The following is a 22,799-nucleotide window of genomic DNA, read 5'->3' as shown; positions in this document are numbered from 1 at the left end:
GGTGAACCACGAAATTAAAATGGTTCCGTTTTCAAAAATAACAGCGAAAATCAATTTGACTGAGATTGCTTTAATTGAAATATTCGAATTATGAAGAAACTAAAGGGATTCTGCAGTGCTTTAATGTGTGAAAATGGTGTATAGGTAAGATAAGGCTCCTATAAAAAGCAACATCAGTCATTGCAATGTCCATCATAATACGCTATCGTTCTTCTAGAAGATGACATCTTGCTGATAAAATTGCAGCCGCACTGCGAGACAATTTTAGTGGACATGCTGTCGAAAAAATGTAAAATAAGGATAAATATAAATATAACTGGAGGAAAAAGATAATGAAATTTTTTATCGATACTGCAAATCTTGATGAAATCAAAAAAGCGTATAAAATTGGTGTATTATCAGGAGTAACAACCAACCCTTCTTTAGTAGCAAAAGAAGGCGTTAAATTTGAGGATCGTATTGAAGAAATTCTTAATGCCGTTCCAGAAGTGGAGTCTGTTTCTGCCGAGGTAACACCTCATGCTGTAACAGCTGAACAAATGATTGCGGAAGCAGACGAGCTTATTAAAATTAACGGTGGCGATAAAAATATCACCATTAAGTTACCGATGACATTGGACGGATTAGAGGCTTGCCGTTACCTAACCAAAAAAGGTGTTAAAACAAACGTTACACTCATTTTTAGTGTAAACCAAGCATTATTAGCAGCTCGTGCAGGTGCTACATATGTTTCACCATTCTTAGGCCGTTTAGATGATATTAACGAAGATGGTGTAGAACTAGTTGCGAAAATCGCAAAGATGTTCCAGGTTCAAAACTTGGATTCACAAATCATTGCAGCGTCTGTTCGTCATCCTGACCATGTTACACGTGTGGCGTTAGCAGGAGCTCATATTGCAACAATTCCATTTAAGGTTATTGAGCAATTATCAAAACATCCGTTAACTGACCAAGGTATTGAAAAATTTGCTGCTGACTGGAACGCTTAAAACCAACATATTTGATAGAGAAAATGTGTGAAAAAATAGGGAAACCAGTTAATGACTCCGGTATTGTACCCGGAGTCATTTTGTTATTACCATTAAAGATAAAGAGCTTAAAACGAACGCATAAGCTAGAAACTGGGAGAAGACGGAATTCGAACATGGGGGAAGAAAAATGGATTCAATGACATTTGTCTTGTTTGGAGCAACTGGGGATTTAGCGAGAAGAAAGATTTATCCAGCGCTTTACAACTTGTATGTTGATCAAAAATTACCACAATCGATATCTATTATTGGGCTCGGAAGAGGGGAGATTTCTCATTCTGATTTTCAAGATAAAGTGAAGGACTCGATTTTAGACTTTTCACGCCGCCTTGAACACGAGGCAGCAAATATGGGAGAGTTTTTAGAATATTTCCGATACAGCAGATTGGATGTCACCAGTAAAGATGATTATCTACAGCTGCTTCAATTAGTCAAGCAGCGGGAAGAAGAACTAGATTTAAAAGAAAATCGTATGTTTTATCTTTCAGTGGCACCGGAATTTTTTGATACCATCGCCCTAAACATAAATAATAGCGGCCTTGGTCAGACAAATGGCTGGAAACGATTAATCATCGAAAAGCCTTTTGGTCATGATCTAAAATCCGCACGTGAACTTAATCAAAAACTTAGCCGTGCCTTTCTAGAAGAGGAAATTTATCGAATCGACCATTACCTAGGCAAACCAATGATTCAGAACCTGGAAGCCTTGGCCTTCGCCAACCCGATTCTACGTTCTGTTTGGAATAAAGACCATATTGCAAATGTCCAAATTACTGCCAGTGAAACCGTTGGGGTTGAGAAGAGAGCCGGTTATTACGACCAAGCTGGAGCCATTCGTGATATGTTCCAAAACCACATGCTGCAAATTTTAATGATGACAGCTATGGATAAGCCTGAAAAAATTAATGCAGCCGGAATTAGACAGGAGAAGCGGAGGGTCATAGAGTCTCTTCGTCCTTTAAAAGAAGAAGATGTTCCAACCGATATTGTCCGTGGCCAGTACATTTCAGGAGAGGTACATGATCAAAAGGTTCCAAGTTATATAGAAGAGCCTGGAGTAAATCCTTCTTCCACTACAGATACATTTGTTGCTGCCCGATTGTGGGTCGATCATCCATCATGGACTGGGGTTCCCTTTTACATTCGTACTGGAAAAAGAATGAAGGAAAAGTCAACACGGATTGTGATTGAATTTAAAAATATGGAAAACCAGTCATATAAAAATAGCCAACTTGATCCTAACTTATTGATTATTGAAATCAATCCGAATGAAAATATCTCTTTACAATTAAACAGCAAAAACCCATTGGATAACGGAATGGTTACTCCAATCAAAATTAATTTCGCTAATGAACAATTAGGATTGGACGTACCGGAAGCATATGAGAGACTAATCTTTGATGCGTTTAATGGAGATTCTACCTTCTTTGCTCATTGGAAAGAGGTTGAATTGTCATGGGAATGGGTACAGCCTATTCTTCATGCATTTGAGAAAAATCTAGTACCGCTCCATCCTTATCAATCAGGTTCATATGGTCCTGCTGCTTCAGAATCCTTATTATTGGAAAATGGTTTTAAATGGTGGCTTGATGAAGAGCTTCAAGATAGTAAGGATACGGTCCTTCAACCAGGAGATAAAGCAGAAACAGGAGAATTACAAAAACAACTTTCTATAAAGTAGAGAATAAAAGGGCAGCCTTATCAGTGGGATAAGGCTGCCCTTTTGATATCTGGAGTTCAACAAGAATTTAGGGTCATTGGCAACGGAGGAGGGTAACGTTTCGCTTCTTTTTCTTTTTTATATGAAATTATTCAGCATGTGAACTCGTTATAATAGATGAAAGAAAGAAAAGCGATACGTGCACATGGTCGTTTTAGCAGGAGGGGTTCTTATGGATGAAGAATGGCAATGGATTCAAGAAGTGTTATCTGGAAATAAGCAAGCCTATGCACACATTATCAATAAATACAAAAATCAGTTATATGCCACCATTTTAAGGATGACAAGAAATCCGCAGAATGCACAAGACTTAGTACAAGAAGCCTTTATAAAGGTGTATCAACAGCTGGGGAAATACGATAATAAGGGATCGTTTTCCAATTGGATGTACCGCGTGGCTATTAACCATTGTATGGATGAGTTCCGCAAGAAGAGCTATAAAATGAAAGTGGTAGAGATAAAGGAAGAAAAACTAGTAAATTCCCATCATCCTGAGCTCATTTTTTTGAAAAAGGAGAAAAACCGCCAGCTTGAGCGTTTAATTGCAGACCTTCCTGAAGATGAGCGAATGATTATTCTTTTACGCTATGTAAATGAATTAAGCTATAGCGAAATTAGTGAGTTGTGCGAACTCCCTGTCTCAAGCGTTCGGAATAAACTTCATCGCGCAAAGATTAAAATGAGAGCTTCTGTCAAACGAGAAGGAGGGTACTTTCATGAATTGTCCAACGATAGATAAACTATCACAATATGTTGATAACATGTTATCGAAACAGGAGCTTGTTGACCTCAGCACTCATTTAGAAAGCTGCAAGGATTGTCAACACATCGTTGAAAAGCTTGACGAAGAACAAAAGTTTTTAATGGAAACCTTACAAACACCGGCGCTGCCAGATGATTTTGCTTCTACCGTTCTTGCTCAGCTTGGACCTTATAAAAAACAGCCCAAAAAGCCTGTTTGGAAACGAAGAATGCTGTTTGCTGCAGGACTGGTGTTAGCTGTTGGATTTAGCACAACACTGAATCCAAGTTTTGCAAAGTGGGTTGGAGGTTTGTTTGCAACCGATCAAGTAGACGAAGGCTTAAAAATAGCTTCGAATGCAGGTATGGCAGAGCGGGTTAATCGTGAAGTGACAAATCATGGGCTTACATTAAAGGTAGAAGATGTGGTCGCAGATACTTCCCGGGTGGCTTTATCCTATCAAATCATTAATAAAAAAGGAAAAATACAAGATTCCTATATTGAATTAGCAGATTCCAAGAACGAAATCTACGCCAGCGATCAAAATGGAAAAAGACTTGAAGGGGTTGGCTTGGGTTGGCAGGACGGAAGTGATTACGGCTTAATCGAATTTTCGCTGCGGGAACAAGAGGATTTAAAGGCAGTCAACGTTACATTTGATTTGGTTGAGCTAGACGGTGTAAAGGGCAATTGGAGATTGGAGATTCCAGTTGATTTAAGAGAAAGAAATAAATTTACCACCACTCTCTCATTAAATGGGGCGGTAACAAGCATGAATGGCGTGGAGATTAATATGAAGGAAGTTCGATTTGCTCCTTCCTCTAGTGAATTATTATATGAAACGTCTTTTGCTAAAGAAGAACAGGCAAAGGTAGAAGAGAAGATTAGGAATCTAAAAGACAGATTTGGTGAGGAAATCGTCAACTCTTTCACTAATTTTGGAACGGCTATTCAATACCATATAGAGAACGAGGAAAAGAAAACAGTGTACCATCACAATAGTTTTTTGGAAGGAAAAGGGCACCCGAGTGATTCAGGAGTACTCCAAGGTTCAGGTGCTGAAATGGGGGAAATCGGGCAGGTTGCCTGGAATGAATCCTTTATCCCGCAAAAAGAGGATGGCAAACTAACATTTGTATTAGATGGCGTTGTGAAAACAGTGCCTTCCGATTTCTCGATCAAGTTTAAACCGAAAGAATTGAAGAAGAACCCAGTCTCGTTTGAATATGAAGGTAATTTTATCACGATAAAGGAGGCGAAAAAGAAGCTTAAATTGTCGCTCCGCAAGTCACTTAACCCTGTCGATATCGAAAATATTTTTACCATTGAAATGGAAGGAGGAAAAGAAGCAGGGAGTTCTGATTTTGGAGCTTGGGCTATTGTGGATAACCAAGGTAAACCATTCCTTGCATATCATAGCGGAGCTATTCTAGATGAAAAAGATAAAAATGGCCGCTACAAGACAACACTTGATCTCAAATCCTATGATATTGAAGAAGTTTCTGGGGAATTAACTTTACACCTGCTTTCCGTAACGCGATATGAAAAAACAGGGGATAAATGGGAAGTTCCATTGTATAAATAAGTAAATTTGATAAATGAATGTTAACAGAAAAAAAGACCCTTGGGTAACTGTAGAAGTTTCAGATAATCATAACAACAAGGCTGGCGAACTCGCCAGCCTTTCTTAATGAATTACTTCATAAAGTATTTCGAATTTGAGATACTTTGATTGACGGCTTTTATTTGAAGATATAACATTGATTACATAAAGTAACTAACACTATTTAAAATAACTTAGAAATCAAAATTATAATTAATAATGAGAAATGAACTATTGTTGGCAGGGAGGGAACCTGAGGATTGAAATCACTGTAAAACTTAATTATAAGGGGAAGAAATACCAAACAAACGTCATTGCAAGTAAGGACACTTCTGAACCACAAATCTTACAGATGGCATGGGAACAAGTTGCAAAATAATGGACAAAATAAAAATGGAGAATTTCCAACTTTAGTCGAAAGGAGACAAAGCCTTGAATGAGAAGAAAGAAGTTGGGGAAAAAGCTGTTGAATATGTGAAAGACGGTATGGTGGTTGGACTCGGTACGGGTTCTACTGTATTTTATACCATCACGAAGCTCGGTCAGTTAGTTCAGCAGGGACTTTCCATTAAAGGAGTTCCTACTTCTGAACAAACGAAACAATTAGCGATACAACTTGGCATTCCACTTGTATCGTTTAATGAGATAGAGCAAATTGATGTCGCAATTGATGGTGCAGATGAGGTAGATTCTGAGCTTAATCTTATTAAAGGAGGCGGCGGTGCTCTTTTAAGAGAGAAAATCATCGCTGCAGCAGCTAAAACGTTTATTGTCGTTGCCGACTCTGATAAAAATGTCGATACGTTAGGAACTTTTCCATTGCCGATTGAAGTAGTTCCATTTGGATACGAAATGACAGCAAAACATATTAGAAAACTTGGAGGCAGTCCAAAGCTGCGGAAAAAGGATGGGGCTCCTTATCGAACAGATAATGGTAACTATATTATAGATAGCAACTTTCAAGAAATTACACAATCAAGAGAGTTAGAGAAAAACCTCAACCTCATACCAGGTGTAGTGGATAACGGATTATTTGTAGATATGGCAGATATCGTTATTACCATTAAAGATAATAAGCTATCAACGATAGTCCGAAGCTAGAACAAGGGAGAATCAGAAAATGCACATGGGGAAAGAATAATGGAATCATTGACCTTTGTCTTATTTGAAGCAATTGGGGATACTTCGTTTAACGGGTTTCGTTTAGGGTAAACAATTGTAGGAGGTTGGATAAAAATGAAAAGGTTTGAAGAAAAAGTAGTTATAGTTACAGGTGCAGGATCTGGATTAGGTAGAGCTGCAACTTTACAAGTGGCGAAAGAAGGAGCAAAACTTGCCCTAGTAGATTTAAACACTAATTCTCTAGAAGAAACAAAAAAATTGGTTTTAGAAGCTGTCCCTGAAGCAGAAGTCCTTTTAATTTCTGCGAATGTAGCAGATGAAGAAGCAGTACAGAATTATGTTACGCAAACAGTTGAAAAGTACGGCAAAATTGACGGATTTTTCAATAATGCAGGAATTGAAGGAAAACAAAATTTAACCGAAGAATTTGGAAGCGACGAGTTCGCTAAAGTATTAAACGTAAATCTAAACGGTGTATTTTATGGAATGAAGCATGTTTTAAAAGTAATGAAAGAACAAGGTTCAGGTTCTATTGTTAATACGGCTTCTGTTGGTGGTATCCGTGGTGTAGGAAATCAATCAGGCTATGCAGCTAGTAAGCATGGTGTAGTAGGATTAACTAGAAACTCAGCTATCGAATATGGACAATTTGGTATTAATGTTAATGCCATTGCGCCTGGGGCCATTATGACCCCTATGGTTGAAGGCTCGTTAAAACAAATCGACCCAGTTAATTGGGAAGAGGTTGGAAAAGCTTTCGTGGAACCAAATCCAATGAAGCGTTTCGGAAGACCAGAAGAAGTTGGTTATTTAGTAGCTTTCTTATTATCCGAACAATCAAGTTTTATCAACGCTGCGGTTATTCCAATTGATGGCGGACAATCCTATAAGTATTAATTTTTTCATGCAAAAAAGACGATTCCAATGATTTGAATTGGATTCGTTTTTTTTAAGGTCATTATTGGATGCATACCAATTGGACTGCTTTTAATTTTGCTCGGCCGGAATGACTCATCATCTTTATTTAGATAATGGATCGTGTCGTAGAAAGGCATTTTAATCAATAAAATAAAAGGTGATTGACAAAATAATTTAAAAGGATTATTATTATCTCATATTCAAGATAACCAAATTCAAGATAATTTCATTCGAGTTTTGGAATGGAAATGCAATAATTTCCCCTTTCTGATATTAATACAATCATCTAATAAGGAATAAAAGTTAAGTGTTATTTTTTTAAAATAATATCTCGAATCCAAGATAAAATAAATAAGATTTAAGATGATAGACATTTGTTTACTAGCTTTGGGCTATTAACACGACTTGGAGAAATAATAAATGTTGGAGCTATCCTATACGTAAAAGTGCGTGCACCAAATGGATTAATTAATATTATGACAGGAGTGATGATAAGATGGAACTTTTAGGACTACATCATGTATCCATATTAACTGGAAAAGCGGAAAAAAATTATGAATTTTATACTAAAATTTTAGGAATGAGATTGGTCAAGAAAACAGTTAATCAAGATAATACAGAATCCTATCATCTTTTCTATGCTGACGGTGAAGGAACACCAGGAACGGATGTCACGTTCTTTGACATACCTCATCTTGGGCAGACATACAGGGGAACTTCAGATATTTCTACTGTATCACTTAGGGTTAGAAATTCAGAATCATTGTTATTTTGGAAAGAACGTTTTAAGCAATATGGTGTAGAACATGATGAGATTCAAAAAAGAGCAAATCGTGATACATTGGCTTTTAGAGATTTCGAGGGGACAAGCATCATACTAGTAGCGGATAACGGTGAAAAAGGTGTGAGAGCTGGGGTTCCTTGGAAAAGAAATGACATTCCATTGGAAAATGCCATTATTGGTTTAGGACCTGTAACCCTCACAGTGGCAATAGCAGAACCAACGATTGGTGTTTTAACAGAAGTGATGGGTTTTCGTTCTGTCGGATCCTATCCATCACTTGAAGGGGATCATCCTGATATATTGGTTTATGCTACTGGCGAAGGCGGCAGCGGTGCTGAGGTTCATATTGAAACAAGACCCGATTTGCCAAGAGGCCGCTTAGGACGTGGTGGTGTTCACCATGTTGCCTTCCGTGTTCCGAATGAGGAAGAATATAATCAATGGGCAGCGCGTTTGGAAGAATACAGGTTACCGAATTCAGGGAAAGTGGAGCGGTATTACTTCAAGGCATTATATTTTAGGGAACCCAATGGAATCTTATTTGAATTATCAACAGATACACCAGGATTTGCGACAGATGAACCAATGGAAACAATGGGAGAAAAACTATCACTACCATCATTTTTGGAACCAAAACGAAAAGAGATTGAAGAAAATTTACGTCCATTAAATTTAAATTAAACACTTGGAGGAATAGATCATGAACCATTTAAAAGGAATACACCATGTAACAGCCATTACAAGCAGTGCAGAAAAGAACTATGAATTTTTCACATATGTTTTAGGTATGCGATTAGTTAAAAAAACAGTCAATCAAGATGATATTCAAACCTATCATTTATTCTTTGCTGATGATAAAGGCAGCGCAGGCACAGACATGACGTTCTTTGATTTCCCCGGCATTCCGAAAGGCGTTCACGGTACAAATGAAATTTCAAAGACATCGTTCCGTGTACCTAGTGATGCGGCGTTAGACTATTGGGTAAAACGTTTTGATCGCCTAGAAGTCAAACATACTGGAATCAAAGAACAATTTGGCAAGAAAACACTCTCTTTTGTTGATTTTGATGATCAACAATATCAATTGATTTCCGATGAATTCAATCAAGGCGTGGAATCTGGCACACCATGGCAAAAAGGTCCCATTCCACTGGAATATGCCATTACTGGTTTAGGTCCTGTTTTTGTTCGAATTGCGAACTTTGATTACTTTAAAGAAATGATGGAAAAAGTTCTATTATTTAAGGAGACTGCACAAGACGGATCCTTCCATTTATTTGAAGTGGGTGAAGGCGGAAATGGTGCCTCGGTCATTGTAGAATATAATGCGGTTCTTCCTGAAGCCCGACAAGGATATGGTACAGTTCACCATGCGGCACTACGTGTAGAGGATCGGGCTGTTTTAGAGGAATGGATTGAACGGATGAGTAGTTTTGGATTCCAAACATCCGGTTATGTAAATCGTCACTTTTTTGAGTCCTTGTACGCAAGAGTTGCACCGCAAATTTTATTTGAGTTCGCTACCGACGGTCCTGGCTTTATGGGGGATGAACCTTATGAAACACTTGGGGAAAAATTATCGTTACCGCCTTTTTTAGAGCCAAAACGTGAAGAAATCGAAAAATTAGTACGTCCAATTGATACAGTGAGAAGTACAAAGGAATTCGTTAAAGAATAGATGGAATGGCTATGTTATTATCCAGTGTTGATTTTACCGTGTAGGTGTAGGTATGTGAATTGCTAGGCGGAGAATTTCCGCTAATGTATATAAAGGAAGCTTATGAAGCCCATATAAATGGAGATATTCCGATTAAGAGCTCTAAATAAGACAAAATCTAAAGATTTTGATAAAATAAGCGGAAAAAATCCCCTTATATTTAAGGGAATATGGGTATTTCCCAATTTAGGCGGAATTTTACGGTTATTTCTAAACATAGTGAAATCAACATTCAGTAATAACAGAGCCAAAGGAAAAATAGCAAACTTTTTCAACCATAACATGGAGGCTTTTAAAGGAGAGGTAGAAGTGAAGAGCAAAATCATAAAAATACAAAAATTAGGATTTCCATGGGAGACCGAAGATCCGTTTCTTATGACGGTTCATCATAAAGATGCGTATCCACCAGGAAATGACGAGCAGGGTCCGAACGTCTCACTGGAAGGTAGAAATCTTGGCGAGGATTTTACCTTACGTGATGGTTTTAGAATGTATCATGGTAAAACGGTTCCTGGATTTCCTGTACATCCCCACAGAGGTTTTGAAACGGTAACCGTCGTTCTTGAAGGTCTGATTGATCACTTTGATTCATATGGGTCGGTAGGACGATTTGGGAATGGGGATGTTCAATGGATGACAGCAGGAAAGGGCGCCCAACATACCGAAATGTTTCCTCTCGTAAACCAGGACAAAGGCAATCCACTTGAGTTCTTTCAGATTTGGCTGAATCTGCCTGCAAAAGATAAATTTGCTGATCCTGAGTATAAAATGTTATGGGCTGAAGATATACCGGAAGTACAATCGGCAGCTGTGAATGGACAAAAAACAACTGTAAGACTAGTTTCAGGGAATGCGATGGGCCAGTCTAGTTTAGAACCAAACGCAGCTTCTTGGGCAAACGATAAAAATCATCATGTGGGCATTTACGTCATTCATATGGAGCCGGAAGCAGTCTACACCCTGCCTTCTGTCTCAGCGACCATGACGAGAAATTTATACTATTATCAGGGAGAAAAACTAAATATTGACGAAACAGCAATTGAGACGTACCATCGTGTAAAGCTTGCTGGTGATCAGGAGATTACGATTACCAATGGATCATCTGAGAGTTATTTGCTGCTCCTAGAGGGTGAGCCGATACAAGAACCTGTAGCAGCCTATGGACCGTTTGTCATGAATACCGAGCAGGAAATTCGTGAAGCGTTCAAGGATTACCAAAATACCCAATTCGGAGGCTGGCCGTGGGATCGTCCAGATCCTGTGAATAAGCGTGAGTCTGGAAGATTCGCACGCCATGCGGATGGTAGAGTTGAGAAAAGGTAACCACTATTCATTAGGAAAGGTACTGCTTTTAAAAACCATACAGTTTCAACAAAAAAGTGTACAGTTTATACAAAAAACCATACAGTTTCAACAAAAGCGAATGATTGTGATTCGAATATCAAACCAATGTAAAAATTGTGTTTGATATTCGTTTTTTTATTATAGTCAAAATATAAACATTGGACTGGTATGTTTTAACGCATTGCTTTTTTTTCAATAAGATTAGAAAAAACTATCAACTAAATTCCATGTTTGTCCATTTCTTATGATACTTGTTTAACATATTGTATACTAAAATCTTCTTTTAATTGGAGGATCTTATGTCTAACCAAATTAATATTTACAACCTGCACGTAAATGGGATAACACAAAATGCAAACATTAATATAGGAAGAACATTGCAAAACAGCCATACTTCAAACATGAAATTATATGGTACTAATTTTTCAATGGGAGATTTTTCACCTGCTAAATCGCTGATTATTACGGTGGCTCAAGATTCCGATATCAGTGATCAAGGTCAAACTGAAAATCCATCTTCACCAAACAGTAGCCAATGATGGTTCATCAACTTCATTCTAGGGATCTAGCTAGGACTGATAATCTATTCTCTAAATCTATGAACCAAAACCTGGGGTATGTGAGAGTGTTTATAAAGATTGAGCATACTCATTGAGTATGCTTTTTCACATATATAGATTATTGAAACATAGGAGCTGCACAAAATGAAAATACCTTGTGCCATACGGCATCGTATTATTACATTATGATTTTCTGTTGACAATTGTAGAAGATGATATATAATAAAAATATATTTAATTCGAGATATTGTAATTTGAGATACGCTGATTTAAGATAAAAGGATAGCTAATTGATAGAAGTCAAACGGATTAATAAACATCAGGGGAGTGTGAATAATGGTAACTTTATATTTATCACCTAGTTGTACTTCATGCCGAAGAGCAAAGGCATGGTTTGATCAAAATCAAATTCCTTATAAAGAAAGAAACATTCTTTCTGAAAAGCTATCAGTAGATGAAATTAAGGATATCCTTCGTTACACAGAAGATGGCACCGATGAAATTATTTCAACAAAGTCAAAAACTTTCAAAAAGTTAAATGTAAATATCGATACTATTTCACTTCGAGAATTGTATACACTTATTGAAGAGCATCCTGGGCTATTAAGAAAACCTTTAATTCTTGATGAAAAAAGATTACAAGTAGGTTTTAACGAAGAAGAGATACGGAGTTTTTTGCCGCGTAAAATGCGTCTACTCCAACTTGATGAAGAGTATAGCTTTTTTGAAGAAGTTCAATAGAGGAAATATAGATAGTAAACATTTGTAAATATCTATTGACATTATCTTAAATTCGAGATATATTAATTCAGGATATTTAAATAGGAGGTCTAAATCATGGAAAGGAAATGTACAAATCAGCCATTTTTGCTGTTAATGCAAACCTCAAAAGCAATTCAGGAACGAATAAGAGATGAAATGTCCCAATATAAACTTAGTATTACTGAGTTTTCTGTTTTAGAGGTACTTTTCTACCAAGGAAAACAAACGATTCAACAGATTGGAAATAGAATTCTAATTTCAAGCGGCTCGATGACGTATGTGATTGATAAACTTGAACAAAAAGGAATCATAAAAAGAAATGATTGCAGAGAAGACAGGCGGGTTATTCATATTACCTTAACGGCTGAAGGAAAGGAAATGATGGAAAACATTATGCCGAAATATCAAGAGATGGTAGATTCCTTTTTTGGAGATTTGACTGGTCTTGAGCATGAGGAAATGGTCAATTTGTTAAACAAAATTATTAAGAAAGTGAAATAAATTTTTTTGCACTAATATCTCAGATTCGAGATAAAAAATAGGGGGAACTAAAATGATGAGTATAGGGTTATTAATTATTAGATTAGTGATTGGTTTGTCGTTCATGGCTCATGGCGCCCAGAAATTATTTGGCTGGTTTGGAGGCTACGGCTTGAAGGGTACAGGAGGCTGGATGGAATCCCTTGGTTTGAAACCAGGTGTGATGATGGCTCTCATGGCAGGGTTAGCAGAAGTAATTGGCGGATTGTTGTTTACTTTAGGACTTCTTACTCCTCTTGCAGGTATCATGATTGCAGGTACAATGGTTATGGCAATCGTTAAGGTTCATGCTCCAAATGGTTATTGGTCCACACAAAATGGATATGAATATAATTTGACAATCATTGCCGTGGTCATTGGAGTAGCATTAATTGGACCTGGACAATATGCATTGGATGCTTTTTTATTCTAAAATATCTCGAATTAGAGAATATGGATTTACAAATATTATATATGAACCAGTTAATAGACATCATAATACAAAAAGGGGTGTTTCAAAATGAGTAAGAAAACAATGGGAATTCATCATATCACTGCTATCGTAGGTCATCCACAGGAGAATGTTGATTTTTATGCAGGTGTTTTAGGGCTCCGCTTAGTAAAACAAACGGTAAACTTTGATGATCCTGGCACGTATCATCTCTATTTCGGAGATGAAGGAGGAAAACCTGGAACGATCATCACATTTTTTCCTTGGGCTGGAGCCCGTCAAGGTACGATCGGTGATGGTCAAGTAGGAGTTACCTCATACGTTGTTCCTAAAGGTGCCCTTGCGTTTTGGGAAAATAGATTAGAAAAGTTCAAAGTGCCTTTTATAAAAATGGAGCGATTCGGGGAGCAATATTTGGAATTTGATGATCCGCACGGACTTCACCTTGAAATTGTTGAAAGAGCAGAAGGCGAACTTAATCATTGGAACTTTAGCGGGGTAACACCGGATGTTGCCATAAAAGGGTTTGGCGGAGCCACTCTATTATCCAGCCAGCCTAATAAAACGGCAGATTTGTTAGAAAATGTTATGGGACTTGAATTCGTAGGTAAAGAAGGAGATTTCGCACGTTACTGTTCATCAGCTGAGATCGGAAATGTCATTGATCTAAAATTAACTCCGATTGGACGCGGGCAAATGGGTGTGGGAACCGTACATCATATCGCTTGGCGGGCAAGTGATGATCAAGATCAATTGGAATGGCAAAAGTATGTTGCTGCGAATGGGTATGGCGTCACTTCAGTACGAGATCGAAACTATTTTAATGCCATTTATTTTAGAGAACACGGAGAAATATTATTTGAAATTGCAACAGATCCTCCAGGCTTTGCTCATGATGAATCACAAGAAACAATGGGAGAGAAATTAATGCTTCCTGCACAGTATGAATCACATAGAGACCAGATTGAACGTGGGTTGCTGCCAATTAAAGTGAGAGAATTAGATTGAATATAAGGGGAGATAAATAATGAAACATATTTTTAATAAGGGACAAAATCCAACCAAACCAACGTTGTTACTGCTTCATGGTACTGGCGGCAATGAATTAGACCTGCTTCCACTTGCGGGAATGATTGATGATGAGGCAAATGTATTAAGCGTTCGCGGGAATGTTTTGGAAAATGGAATGCCTCGGTTTTTCCGCAGATTAGCAGAAGGTGTCTTTGATGAGGAAGATCTGATATTTCGAACAAAAGAATTAAACGAGTTTCTAGATAAATCTGCCGAAAAGTATGATTTTGATCGCGATAATATTCTTGCAATCGGCTACTCAAATGGAGCAAATATTGCTGCTAGTTTATTATTTCATTATCAACATGCTTTAAAGGGTGCTATTCTTCATCATCCAATGGTGCCGCGAAAAGGAATGGACCTTCCTGATTTAACAGGGAAATCAGTATTTATTGCTGCGGGGACAAATGATCCAATTTGCTCTCCTATGGAATCATCTGAACTTCAATCCTTATTAGAAAAGGCAAATGCGCAAGTTGAACTCCATTGGGAAAATAAAGGCCATCAATTAACTAAACAAGAAGTAGAAGCAGCAGCGTCTTGGTATCAAAAACATTTTATTACTAAATAATATAACTAAACGGGGGAAAAACGAAAATGTTTAAAAATGAAATTGGAGCACTTATATTACGCGTTACATTAGGAGCAATATTTTTTATTCATGGAGTTGTAAAGTTTCAAGGTGGAATAGAGAACATAGCAGGCTGGTTTGAAAGCCTTGGCTTACCAGGAGTTATGGCATATGGAGTTGCTTTACTCGAAATTATTGGTGGGATCCTATTAATCGTTGGATTAGCAACAAGATTAGTTGCGGCTTTGTTTGCCTTATTAATGATTGGAGCAACAATAAAAGTAAAACTAGCAATTGGTTTATTAGGAAATGGCCAAATGGCCGGTTATGAATTAGACTTAGCATTCTTAGCTATTGCGGTATATCTTCTCATTAATGGAAGCAAGCTATTATCAATTAGTCAATTGATTTTTCAAAGGGAGTCAAAAGAGATAAAAAGAGCTGCTTAGCAGTGAATGATAATTTTAAAACAAAGAAATAATAGGAGGTGTTATGAATGAGTTTCTTGTCTAGATTATTTGGGAATACACCTGATAAGGAGGAAAAAAGTATGACAAATGTAAAATTGGCAGTAATTTTTTACAGTATGGGTGGAACAAATTATCAATTAGCAAAGTGGGCTGAAGAAGGAGCAAAAGAAGCTGGTGCTGAGGTTAAAGTATTAAAAGTACAAGAATTAGCTCCCGATTCTATTATTGAGAGAAATGAAGTATGGAAAAACACAGTAGAAGCAACAAAAAATGTTCCAATTGCAACAGGGGACGATATTGAATGGGCAGATGCCATCATTTTCAGTGTTCCGACTCGATTTGGAAACATGCCTTCTCAAATGAAGCAATTTCTTGATATCCAGGGAGGACTTTGGGCAACTGGTAAAACAGTAAACAAAGTAGTCAGCGCCATGACCTCTGCACAAAATCCACATGGCGGTCAAGAAGCTACACTTCTTTCATTATATACATCCATGATGCATTGGGGTGCCATTATTGCTGCTCCTGGTTATACGGATCCTGTTACATTTGGAGCTGGCGGTAACCCATATGGAACAAGTGTGACTGTTGGTCAGGATGGAAAAATGATTGATGATGTTGAAGCTGCTGTAAAGCACCAAGCAAAACGTACGGTTACCGTTGCAGAATGGGTAAAAAAGGCGAACCAATAAAATCTACATTAATTAAAAAAGCTAATCGGAGCCTTCCGATTAGCTTTTTTAATTACATAGAAAGTAATTTTAAACTCGAAGGAATAGTGAATAATACCTAAAGAAATAATAGGTAGGATGTCACTGTTGCGAAATTTTTCTATCGAAGGAGTTATTGTATGGAAAAGAAACTGTTGAATTTACTCACATCTTTGTGCGTTGTTTTCCTCCCATTCCTATTTAAAGGGCCAAAAATGAGAGAAAATCTTGTTATTTTTTTCTCAAAGGGAGTTCTTGCTTACCTAATAGACGCTTATGTTATTGGTACTAAAAGACTAGAATATCCAGTCCGTCCTTTTCCAAAGATTTTTAGGACTAACATCATTTATACATTATTATTTTTCCCACTTTTAAGTGTGATGTGGGTTAAGCTCTCTTATAACGATAAGTTTAGTAAAATCCTATTGAAAAGTTTCTTATTTAGTGTGCCCATGAGTATCGGTCAATGGTACTTTGAAAAAAACACTAAATTATTTAAATGGAAAAAGTGGACTCCTTTTCATACTTTTGCAAGTGTAAATTTTACTTTGTTTACTATAAGAGGTTTAGTCGGCCTTTTGAAGAAAATAGATAAGTTAAAGGGAGCATAAGTGACCTAATTAATATTAAATAAAGTTTTACATAGAGCTGAATATCAATGGTGCTTTTTTTAATTGGTCAGAAGGGTGCAATTCTAAATGCACCCCGACATTCAGCTCGGTACTTTTTCTAATTGATCCACCCATAGGATCGTTAATAAATTCGGTAGTATGGAAGTTTCATTATGAATCTGAATATATCTATTACACTTTACAGTCGCAACACACTCAATAAAAGATTGTCGATCTTCAATTAATACTTTATAACTGCCTACATTCGGTAACGAATAATTCGGCAGTAAACCGTTCTTTTGACAATACTTAGTTTTATAAAAGCCTCCCAATAGAGTCGGTAAATCACGAAGCTTTCGTTCTGTTAGGTACTTTCTAATCAAAGTCGAACTAATTTTTTGATTATTCCACTTTAGCTCTTCGACAACCGTTAGGCCAACTTGCTTTGCAGTTGCATAAACTGCCAGTGTATTAACAGTACCGCTTGCTTTTGCCCCATATGTATAGTCGAAACCACAAATAATTTCCACAGCATTCAAACCTATAATATAATCATCTAAAAAATCGTTCGCTTCTACTTTGGCTAATTCCTTTGTAAACTCTACAATATAAAAAATGTCTACTTCAAGCCTTTCCAACTTTTCAACTTTTTGTTCTATCGGCTCTAGATACGAGACCTCTTTGTCCGGAAATAACACACTTTTGGGATGCGGGAAAAAAGAGAGGACCGCTAATGATAAATTATGTGCTATTGCTTTTTCTTTAGCTGTTTGAATTACTTTTTGATGCCCTAAATGCACACCATCAAAATAACCAAGTGCCATCGCTGCGTTGGGAGCTGATCGTTTAATCTCTTGTAAGTTATTCGCATTCACATAGATTACATTCATTGCGATTCTCTCCTTTTTCTTTTAGTTGTGTTACACCATAAAACTTTTACTTTTTCACTACTTCCTTCAAAATGTTAACGCTTACTCTCCCGAGTATACCAAAGTCAACTTCAAATTCATCGCCTGGTTCAAAGGGAACAGCTTTTGATAGTGCTCCTGATAAAACAAACATGCCTGGTTCGATAGAAATACCGTATGCACTCACTTCATTTGCTAGCCAAACAACAGCATTGAGGGGGGTGCCTAACACGGCCGAGCTCGTTGCTTCGTCTAAAAATTCACCATTTTTCTTCACAATCATGGGGATATTTGTAATGTCTTCAATATCTTTAAGGAGTGTATGCTTTTCACCTAAAATCGCACCTGCTGAAGAACCATTGTCTGCCACTGTATCCTCGAATTTTATTTTCCAATTCGCGATACGGCTATCGATTACTTCAACGGCTGGTACAACATAAGCCGTGGCTTCGATTACATCTTGCGGAGTCACTTTTGGCCCTTTTAACTCTTTATTGAAAACAAATGCGATTTCAAACTCTACCTTTGGTTGAATAAAGGATTCAGCAGCTAAACCATCTGCTTCGTCATATACCATTGTATCTAAAATAAAGCCGTAGTCTGGTGTATATACATTCAACATTTCTTGCATCGCTTTACTGGTTAAACCAATTTTTAGCCCTTTTACTGTCGCACCTTTGTCAATCTTTTGTCGAATTTGCGCTAATTGCACTGCATAGGCGTCAGCAACTGTAATATTTTCATAGGTTTCAGTTAGTGGGGCAATTGGCTGTTTTGTACGTTCTGCTTCAAGCAATGCTTCAGCCATTATTTGAATATTCATAGGCCATTCTCCCTTTTATGACTTAACTGTTTCTGCCTCAGTCAATTGACGATATTTGCCACTGAAGAATAATAACGGGTTTTTATCCTCAAGACGCAAATCTACTACTCTGCCAATGAATAATGTATGGTCACCTTCTACATGTTCTGATACAACTTCACATGCGATTTGAGCGATAGCCCCTTTTAGTACTGGCTGCTCATCTAACGTTTCAAATTCTACAGCTTCACCGGGCCTCCCAGCGAAATGACGTGAATAATGCTCTTGATCTTCCGCTAAAATATTTACTGTATATTTTTTAGACTGTGAAACCTTCTCTAAAAATTTTGCTTTATGTCCAATAGAGATTAAGACAAGCTTCGGGTCCAATGATACTGACATGAAACCGTTTGCTGTCATTCCATGTGTTTCTCCCTCGTTTTCAGTTAAAAGAACGGTTACCCCAGTGGCGAATTTCCCCATCGCATCTCTAAATAAACGATCATCCATTACAATTCCTCCATCCATAATCGAATAATTTAATCATAAAGGAGTCCATTTAAAATTGTTATTGTTATTTTTATTGAAAATTTAGAAAAAAACAATAAAATTTATGTGAACTCAAATTTGAATTTTTTGCGACAGAATTTTAAGGAAAGTCAGATTTGTCAATATATCTTAATGGGAAAATTTTAACTGGGAATTTAATCTTTTCTTTTTTGTTCTCTTTCAAACCAAAATTGGTATCAATTTTTTTTTCTTGTAAATCTCTTTTTTTTCAAATAGAATTCATTTCATGGAAGATTCGTATACTGAATTTTCCCATTAGAAACCATTATTTTTTTAAAGAAATTAAAAAAAATGCTGAAATGAATGCATTTCTAGCAAAACAAATGGAGGTGTGAAATTATCCTAACATTTTATTGAAAACGCTAACAATCGTCTTGAATAATTTCAGAAAAATCGAACAACTTGGTTACGAAATGATGTGAATGGGAAAATACAGTAATACAAGGGGGATTTACATGCATATGCGTTGGGTTGTATTAGGATTTCTATTCTTGCTATCGGTTTTAAACTATACGGATAAATCAGTTTTAGGATTAGCCGCAGAACCAATCATGACTGAACTGAATCTATCTTACGATCAATTTGGTTTAGTAGGAAGCAGCTTCTTTGCTGCATATGCTGTCGGAAGTATTGTTTTAGGCACATTAACGTATCGCTTCAACTCAAAGTATTTATTAATGATGATTGCCACTGGATGGACAATTGCATTAGCGAGCGCTTATTTTGTAGAAACGTTAACACACTTAATTTTACTACGTGTTGTCTTAGGTTTCTTCGAAGGTTCTACGCTCGGTTTTTGCCTAGTACACCTTGCACGATGGTTCACTAGTGCACAACGTGGTGTCGCTACAGCTATTATGACTTCTGGTACAACAGTTGGTACGTATTTAGCTGCCCCACTTTTAGTTATGGGTATTACAAACGTAGGCTGGCAGCATACTTTCGCATTGTTAGGGGTAGCGAGCCTGGCATGGGCACTCTTCTTCTTCTTTATGAGAGACGAGCCGAGGCAGCCACTAGTCGAAGACGTAAAATCCTTAGCTTCAACCCAGGAAGTACCATTCAAGTATATAGTAAAAGTATTAATCAACCCGTATGTATTATCAATTTTAGTTGTAGGTTTCGTATCAATGTGGATTACAACTTGGGTTCTTACGTGGGCCCCAACTTACTTAATACAAATCGTCGGTCTCAAGCAGCAAAGTATGAGCATTATATTCGCTGGAATGGGGATTACAGGTACGGTATTCGCAATTTGTGCAGGTAAATTTACAGACGTCTTATTCAAGAAAAATAAAAGCCTTATTAAATCTTATGACCGTGTATTAGTTACCGTATTACTTGTTGGTGCGGCCTCTTACTCAATGACAACTATAGTATCCTCTCCAGTCTTAGCATGTATCTTCTTAGGGGTAGGCTTAGTAATGAACACAAGCTTATTACCGTTAAACGCTGCAATTAAAACGTTAATCATTCCGAAAAACTTAGTGGGCAGTGTAACAGGTATTTCATTATCTATTGCAAGTATGGCTGGTATAATTGGTCCATGGATTACTGGTTATTTAATTACACTTGCAGGTGATGACATTCGCTCTGGCTTCAATTCAGGGGTATTATTGATCGTAAGTTTATATGTTGTATCCGCAATAGTATTATTAGCTACACGTAAATTAAAAATTACAGCAACTGAAAATGAAGATGCACGTCGTACTACGGACGAAAAGCAATTGAGCTTAGATGTTTCTGTTGAACAATAAAATCCAACAAGGGGTTATCCTATCAGAAAAAATTCAAAAGACTGTAGACGAACTTTTAAAAAAGTTTGTCTACAGTCTCTTTTTTTGTTTAATAAGGGAATTCAGCTTCTTTATCGTGCAAATTCCTCAAAGCATAAACTATCCGACAATATTAGCGCCTGAATCACTAATAAAGTATACGCTGCTGTTGATGCGTTTTTTAGTGAAATTTGAAGCTGCTCTTCAATTTGCTTTATACGATATTGGACACCGCCGATTGATAATGTCAACTCATCCATCGTTTCTTTTAGGCGCTGGCTATTTAATAAATAAACGTAAAGCGTGTGCAACAACTCCTTTTTTCGAGGATCTTCGAAATTGTATAAGTCTTTTAACGTCTTTTTCGCCATTTCATGTAGCTGTTCAATACTCATGTTCTTTACGATATCGCCAAGCATTCCTAAATCTTCGTAATCTGTTAGCAGCTTTTGATTTGGGAAGCGCTGTGCGACACGCGCCTCTTGCAGGGAACGTTCGAAATCTTTAAAGTTGCTAAATGTTCCACTAAGCCCGATTGAATATTTATAATTGTTATTTTGCTTCTCCATTTTTTGAAAAATTTTCGTGATTTTCTTTTGCCAGCCTTGCTTGTCGCTATTTAGTGAGTTAAGGAGAGCGATTTCTTCCCCAAGGACTGCAAAAATACAAGGTAAATCCCAATCTTTTACCAACTTTGACAGCTGTGTGAGCTGATCATGAATGTCAATAATTTCGTTATTTTTCTTTTTCTTTTTCACACTAATAATACCTGTAGAAAACGGCGGCCGAAACATAAACGGTAAAAACTTATAGTAAGATTCGATATCTTTAATATTTCGATTATGAATTAAGCGCTCTAATAACGAGCTGCGCATCCGCTGCTGCTCTTCAAACTGCGCCTCCTCGTATAAAATACATAACGCTACGACAGTCGAAATACGCTCTAAAAATAAGTGATCGTTTTCATCCATACGTTCTTCATCAAAGTAAAAAAAAGAACAGGTGGCATAATTTTTTTTATTAATAAGAACAGGTGCCGTCAACTTCCAATATTCATTTCCTTTGTAATTCGAAACGTTGTGCTTATCATCAAAATGCACTAATTTTGCCTTATCTTTTTTAATTATTAGCTGCTGTTCCTCGGTTAAACCATTTTGACTTAATGGAGTGCCATGAATATCCTCAATCAAAATCGGGATGTTCAACAGCTCATACGCAGCTTGTACAATTTCATCCATCGAATGCTTATCTGTTACTTTTTGCGTGAGCTGACCATGAAACACCGAAATTTTTTCGAGCATTTGCTTATGGTGCAAAAGTGCGTCATATGTCATTTCAAGCTCAGATAAAATGTTGTCGTTTTGATAAAGGTGTATAAGTTCCTCCTTCTCTTTGAGCCAATCGCGCTCTAAACGCACTCTAAACTCGCAGCATGAATCACCTTTTGCGACGCACTTGTACTCAACGGCAATAATTGACTCGCCAAACTCATATGTCAATGCACCACTCGCAAAGCCGCATAACATATGACAAACACATTCATTTGCTAAACCGTAATTTTTAAGGTGTAATGCTGCTTCGAATGATTCCACCCATTGTCCCCACGTATCGATACATTCAATCGTGCCGTCCGGATGGCGCACAATTTCCCCCATGAAATTAACATCTTTTACGTGACCTAAGCGCGAATGTCTTTTACCGACAGGACTTATCAAGTTTTTATTTTGGAGCCTATTTTTTGCTGATTCCATCCCAAACTCTTTGCCAAATCGGAATAAAAAACCTTTTGTTTTATGGGAGCCAATGTTATTAAATAAATTGTTTTTTAATGTGTGGAAGGCATTAGCCGACATTAAAATATTTTTTGTTTCGCTAGAATCAAATGCAATTTCACTCACTAAAGTCACATCCCCTAGGTTTTTATGTTTACCATGTTACTAAAGTTAAAAATAATTTTCAATAAATTTTAATGATTCTAACTATTCATTCAATAAAAATCAATATTATGTTTGGATTTTTTTACAGTTATACTCAAAACAGA

23 protein-coding genes and 1 pseudogene are annotated in these 22,799 nt (G+C 37.0%); 20 read left to right on the top strand and 4 right to left on the bottom strand.

Translation table 11 applies throughout. The features are described 5' to 3' along the window. Nucleotides 1-332 precede the first annotated feature (332 nt). The 19 genes and pseudogenes from fsa (at nt 333) to ACN6MT_RS00485 (ending at nt 16,703) form a co-directional block, all read left to right on the top strand. Nucleotides 333-989: a fructose-6-phosphate aldolase gene (gene fsa, locus ACN6MT_RS00575; RefSeq protein ID WP_419954384.1), complete on the top strand. Its 657-nt coding sequence runs from the start codon at nt 333-335 to the stop codon at nt 987-989. Between the two features lie 169 nt (nt 990-1,158). Then, nucleotides 1,159-2,631, top strand: a pseudogene (gene zwf, locus ACN6MT_RS00570) (glucose-6-phosphate dehydrogenase); the annotation flags it as partial. Between the two features lie 289 nt (nt 2,632-2,920). Continuing rightward, entirely contained in the window at nt 2,921-3,487 is a 567-nt protein-coding gene (locus tag ACN6MT_RS00565; protein ID WP_419954383.1) for an RNA polymerase sigma factor, read from the top strand. Beyond that, a complete protein-coding gene (locus ACN6MT_RS00560) occupies nt 3,465-5,075 on the top strand; it encodes a DUF4179 domain-containing protein (RefSeq protein WP_419954382.1) in 1,611 nt (536 codons plus the stop codon). The genes ACN6MT_RS00565 and ACN6MT_RS00560 overlap by 23 nt, the downstream gene beginning before the upstream one ends. 244 nt (nt 5,076-5,319) lie before the next feature. After that, nucleotides 5,320-5,472 (top strand): BA3454 family stress response protein, encoded by a 153-nt coding sequence (locus ACN6MT_RS00555; RefSeq protein WP_419954381.1) that lies wholly within the window; start codon nt 5,320-5,322, stop codon nt 5,470-5,472. A gap of 53 nt (nt 5,473-5,525) precedes the next feature. Then, complete coding sequence (gene rpiA, locus ACN6MT_RS00550) at nt 5,526-6,194, top strand: ribose-5-phosphate isomerase RpiA (protein ID WP_419954380.1); 669 nt, start codon at nt 5,526-5,528, stop codon at nt 6,192-6,194. Between the two features lie 135 nt (nt 6,195-6,329). Then, nucleotides 6,330-7,112 carry an SDR family oxidoreductase gene (locus tag ACN6MT_RS00545; RefSeq protein ID WP_419954379.1) on the top strand — a complete coding sequence of 261 codons (783 nt, stop codon included), beginning with the start codon at nt 6,330-6,332 and terminating at the stop codon, nt 7,110-7,112. A 517-nt stretch (nt 7,113-7,629) separates the two neighbouring features. Continuing rightward, the gene (locus ACN6MT_RS00540; RefSeq protein ID WP_419954378.1) at nt 7,630-8,598 is read left to right on the top strand and encodes a ring-cleaving dioxygenase; all 969 of its coding nucleotides are present in this window, start codon (nt 7,630-7,632) and stop codon (nt 8,596-8,598) included. Nucleotides 8,599-8,617: 19 nt separating this feature from the next. Further along, a complete protein-coding gene (locus ACN6MT_RS00535; RefSeq protein ID WP_419954377.1) occupies nt 8,618-9,595 on the top strand; it encodes a ring-cleaving dioxygenase in 978 nt (325 codons plus the stop codon). A 348-nt stretch (nt 9,596-9,943) separates the two neighbouring features. Next, nucleotides 9,944-10,957: a pirin family protein gene (locus ACN6MT_RS00530; RefSeq protein WP_419954376.1), complete on the top strand. Its 1,014-nt coding sequence runs from the start codon at nt 9,944-9,946 to the stop codon at nt 10,955-10,957. A 320-nt stretch (nt 10,958-11,277) separates the two neighbouring features. Beyond that, nucleotides 11,278-11,517, top strand: a complete 240-nt coding sequence (locus ACN6MT_RS00525) for a spore germination protein (RefSeq protein WP_419954375.1) — start codon at nt 11,278-11,280, stop codon at nt 11,515-11,517. A 357-nt stretch (nt 11,518-11,874) separates the two neighbouring features. Further along, on the top strand, nt 11,875-12,279 hold the full coding sequence (spxA, locus tag ACN6MT_RS00520; RefSeq protein ID WP_063254251.1) for a transcriptional regulator SpxA: 405 nt from the start codon (nt 11,875-11,877) through the stop codon (nt 12,277-12,279). A 96-nt stretch (nt 12,280-12,375) separates the two neighbouring features. Next, nucleotides 12,376-12,801, top strand: a complete 426-nt coding sequence (locus ACN6MT_RS00515) for a MarR family winged helix-turn-helix transcriptional regulator (RefSeq protein ID WP_419954374.1) — start codon at nt 12,376-12,378, stop codon at nt 12,799-12,801. Between the two features lie 52 nt (nt 12,802-12,853). After that, nucleotides 12,854-13,252, top strand: coding sequence for a DoxX family protein (locus ACN6MT_RS00510; protein WP_419954373.1), 399 nt, complete (start codon nt 12,854-12,856; stop codon nt 13,250-13,252). 87 nt (nt 13,253-13,339) lie between these two features. Further along, the gene (locus ACN6MT_RS00505) at nt 13,340-14,278 is read left to right on the top strand and encodes a ring-cleaving dioxygenase (RefSeq protein WP_419954372.1); all 939 of its coding nucleotides are present in this window, start codon (nt 13,340-13,342) and stop codon (nt 14,276-14,278) included. A gap of 19 nt (nt 14,279-14,297) precedes the next feature. Then, on the top strand, nt 14,298-14,912 hold the full coding sequence (locus ACN6MT_RS00500) for an alpha/beta hydrolase (protein WP_419954371.1): 615 nt from the start codon (nt 14,298-14,300) through the stop codon (nt 14,910-14,912). A gap of 26 nt (nt 14,913-14,938) precedes the next feature. Continuing rightward, nucleotides 14,939-15,361: a DoxX family protein gene (locus ACN6MT_RS00495; protein ID WP_419954370.1), complete on the top strand. Its 423-nt coding sequence runs from the start codon at nt 14,939-14,941 to the stop codon at nt 15,359-15,361. Between the two features lie 101 nt (nt 15,362-15,462). Further along, nucleotides 15,463-16,074 (top strand): NAD(P)H:quinone oxidoreductase, encoded by a 612-nt coding sequence (wrbA, locus tag ACN6MT_RS00490; protein WP_063254254.1) that lies wholly within the window; start codon nt 15,463-15,465, stop codon nt 16,072-16,074. Nucleotides 16,075-16,232: 158 nt separating this feature from the next. Continuing rightward, complete coding sequence (locus ACN6MT_RS00485) at nt 16,233-16,703, top strand: CBO0543 family protein (RefSeq protein ID WP_419954369.1); 471 nt, start codon at nt 16,233-16,235, stop codon at nt 16,701-16,703. Nucleotides 16,704-16,804: 101 nt separating this feature from the next. On the opposite strand, the gene ACN6MT_RS00480 is transcribed toward ACN6MT_RS00485, so the two are convergent. The 3 genes from ACN6MT_RS00480 to ACN6MT_RS00470 are packed head-to-tail and all read right to left on the bottom strand — an operon-like array spanning nt 16,805 to nt 18,923. Beyond that, the gene (locus ACN6MT_RS00480) at nt 16,805-17,593 is read right to left on the bottom strand and encodes an adenylyltransferase/cytidyltransferase family protein (RefSeq protein ID WP_419954368.1); all 789 of its coding nucleotides are present in this window, start codon (nt 17,591-17,593) and stop codon (nt 16,805-16,807) included. A gap of 46 nt (nt 17,594-17,639) precedes the next feature. Beyond that, entirely contained in the window at nt 17,640-18,434 is a 795-nt protein-coding gene (locus ACN6MT_RS00475) for a 2-keto-4-pentenoate hydratase (protein ID WP_419954367.1), read from the bottom strand. Between the two features lie 15 nt (nt 18,435-18,449). Further along, nucleotides 18,450-18,923: a flavin reductase family protein gene (locus ACN6MT_RS00470; protein ID WP_419954366.1), complete on the bottom strand. Its 474-nt coding sequence runs from the start codon at nt 18,921-18,923 to the stop codon at nt 18,450-18,452. Between the two features lie 515 nt (nt 18,924-19,438). Between ACN6MT_RS00470 and ACN6MT_RS00465 the strand changes: the two genes are divergently transcribed. Further along, entirely contained in the window at nt 19,439-20,740 is a 1,302-nt protein-coding gene (locus tag ACN6MT_RS00465; protein WP_419954365.1) for an MFS transporter, read from the top strand. A 110-nt stretch (nt 20,741-20,850) separates the two neighbouring features. Here the strand turns inward: ACN6MT_RS00465 and ACN6MT_RS00460 are convergent, their stop codons facing one another. Then, nucleotides 20,851-22,656, bottom strand: coding sequence for a V4R domain-containing protein (locus ACN6MT_RS00460; protein WP_419954364.1), 1,806 nt, complete (start codon nt 22,654-22,656; stop codon nt 20,851-20,853). Nucleotides 22,657-22,799 lie beyond the last annotated feature (143 nt).

The organism is Neobacillus niacini, from assembly GCF_048572935.1.
Taxonomy (GTDB): Bacteria; Bacillota; Bacilli; order Bacillales; family Cytobacillaceae; genus Neobacillus; species Neobacillus niacini.
This window is presented reverse-complemented; position numbering and strand designations above follow the sequence as displayed.

Excerpts from the sequence above, each read along its gene's own strand:
- ACN6MT_RS00555 (WP_419954381.1), top strand. The coding sequence starts at position 5,320 with ATGAACTATTGTTGGCAGGGAGGGAACCTGAGGATTGAAATCACTGTA.
- ACN6MT_RS00510 (WP_419954373.1), top strand. The coding sequence starts at position 12,854 with ATGATGAGTATAGGGTTATTAATTATTAGATTAGTGATTGGTTTGTCG.
- ACN6MT_RS00565 (WP_419954383.1), top strand. The coding sequence starts at position 2,921 with ATGGATGAAGAATGGCAATGGATTCAAGAAGTGTTATCTGGAAATAAG.
- ACN6MT_RS00505 (WP_419954372.1), top strand. The coding sequence starts at position 13,340 with ATGAGTAAGAAAACAATGGGAATTCATCATATCACTGCTATCGTAGGT.
- wrbA (WP_063254254.1), top strand. The coding sequence starts at position 15,463 with ATGACAAATGTAAAATTGGCAGTAATTTTTTACAGTATGGGTGGAACA.
- ACN6MT_RS00560 (WP_419954382.1), top strand. The coding sequence starts at position 3,465 with ATGAATTGTCCAACGATAGATAAACTATCACAATATGTTGATAACATG.
- ACN6MT_RS00485 (WP_419954369.1), top strand. The coding sequence starts at position 16,233 with ATGGAAAAGAAACTGTTGAATTTACTCACATCTTTGTGCGTTGTTTTC.
- spxA (WP_063254251.1), top strand. The coding sequence starts at position 11,875 with ATGGTAACTTTATATTTATCACCTAGTTGTACTTCATGCCGAAGAGCA.
- fsa (WP_419954384.1), top strand. The coding sequence starts at position 333 with ATGAAATTTTTTATCGATACTGCAAATCTTGATGAAATCAAAAAAGCG.
- ACN6MT_RS00525 (WP_419954375.1), top strand. The coding sequence starts at position 11,278 with ATGTCTAACCAAATTAATATTTACAACCTGCACGTAAATGGGATAACA.
- ACN6MT_RS00500 (WP_419954371.1), top strand. The coding sequence starts at position 14,298 with ATGAAACATATTTTTAATAAGGGACAAAATCCAACCAAACCAACGTTG.
- ACN6MT_RS00470 (WP_419954366.1), bottom strand. The coding sequence starts at position 18,923 with ATGGATGATCGTTTATTTAGAGATGCGATGGGGAAATTCGCCACTGGG.
- ACN6MT_RS00465 (WP_419954365.1), top strand. The coding sequence starts at position 19,439 with ATGCATATGCGTTGGGTTGTATTAGGATTTCTATTCTTGCTATCGGTT.
- ACN6MT_RS00545 (WP_419954379.1), top strand. The coding sequence starts at position 6,330 with ATGAAAAGGTTTGAAGAAAAAGTAGTTATAGTTACAGGTGCAGGATCT.
- ACN6MT_RS00475 (WP_419954367.1), bottom strand. The coding sequence starts at position 18,434 with ATGAATATTCAAATAATGGCTGAAGCATTGCTTGAAGCAGAACGTACA.
- ACN6MT_RS00495 (WP_419954370.1), top strand. The coding sequence starts at position 14,939 with ATGTTTAAAAATGAAATTGGAGCACTTATATTACGCGTTACATTAGGA.
- ACN6MT_RS00515 (WP_419954374.1), top strand. The coding sequence starts at position 12,376 with ATGGAAAGGAAATGTACAAATCAGCCATTTTTGCTGTTAATGCAAACC.
- ACN6MT_RS00535 (WP_419954377.1), top strand. The coding sequence starts at position 8,618 with ATGAACCATTTAAAAGGAATACACCATGTAACAGCCATTACAAGCAGT.
- ACN6MT_RS00480 (WP_419954368.1), bottom strand. The coding sequence starts at position 17,593 with ATGAATGTAATCTATGTGAATGCGAATAACTTACAAGAGATTAAACGA.
- ACN6MT_RS00540 (WP_419954378.1), top strand. The coding sequence starts at position 7,630 with ATGGAACTTTTAGGACTACATCATGTATCCATATTAACTGGAAAAGCG.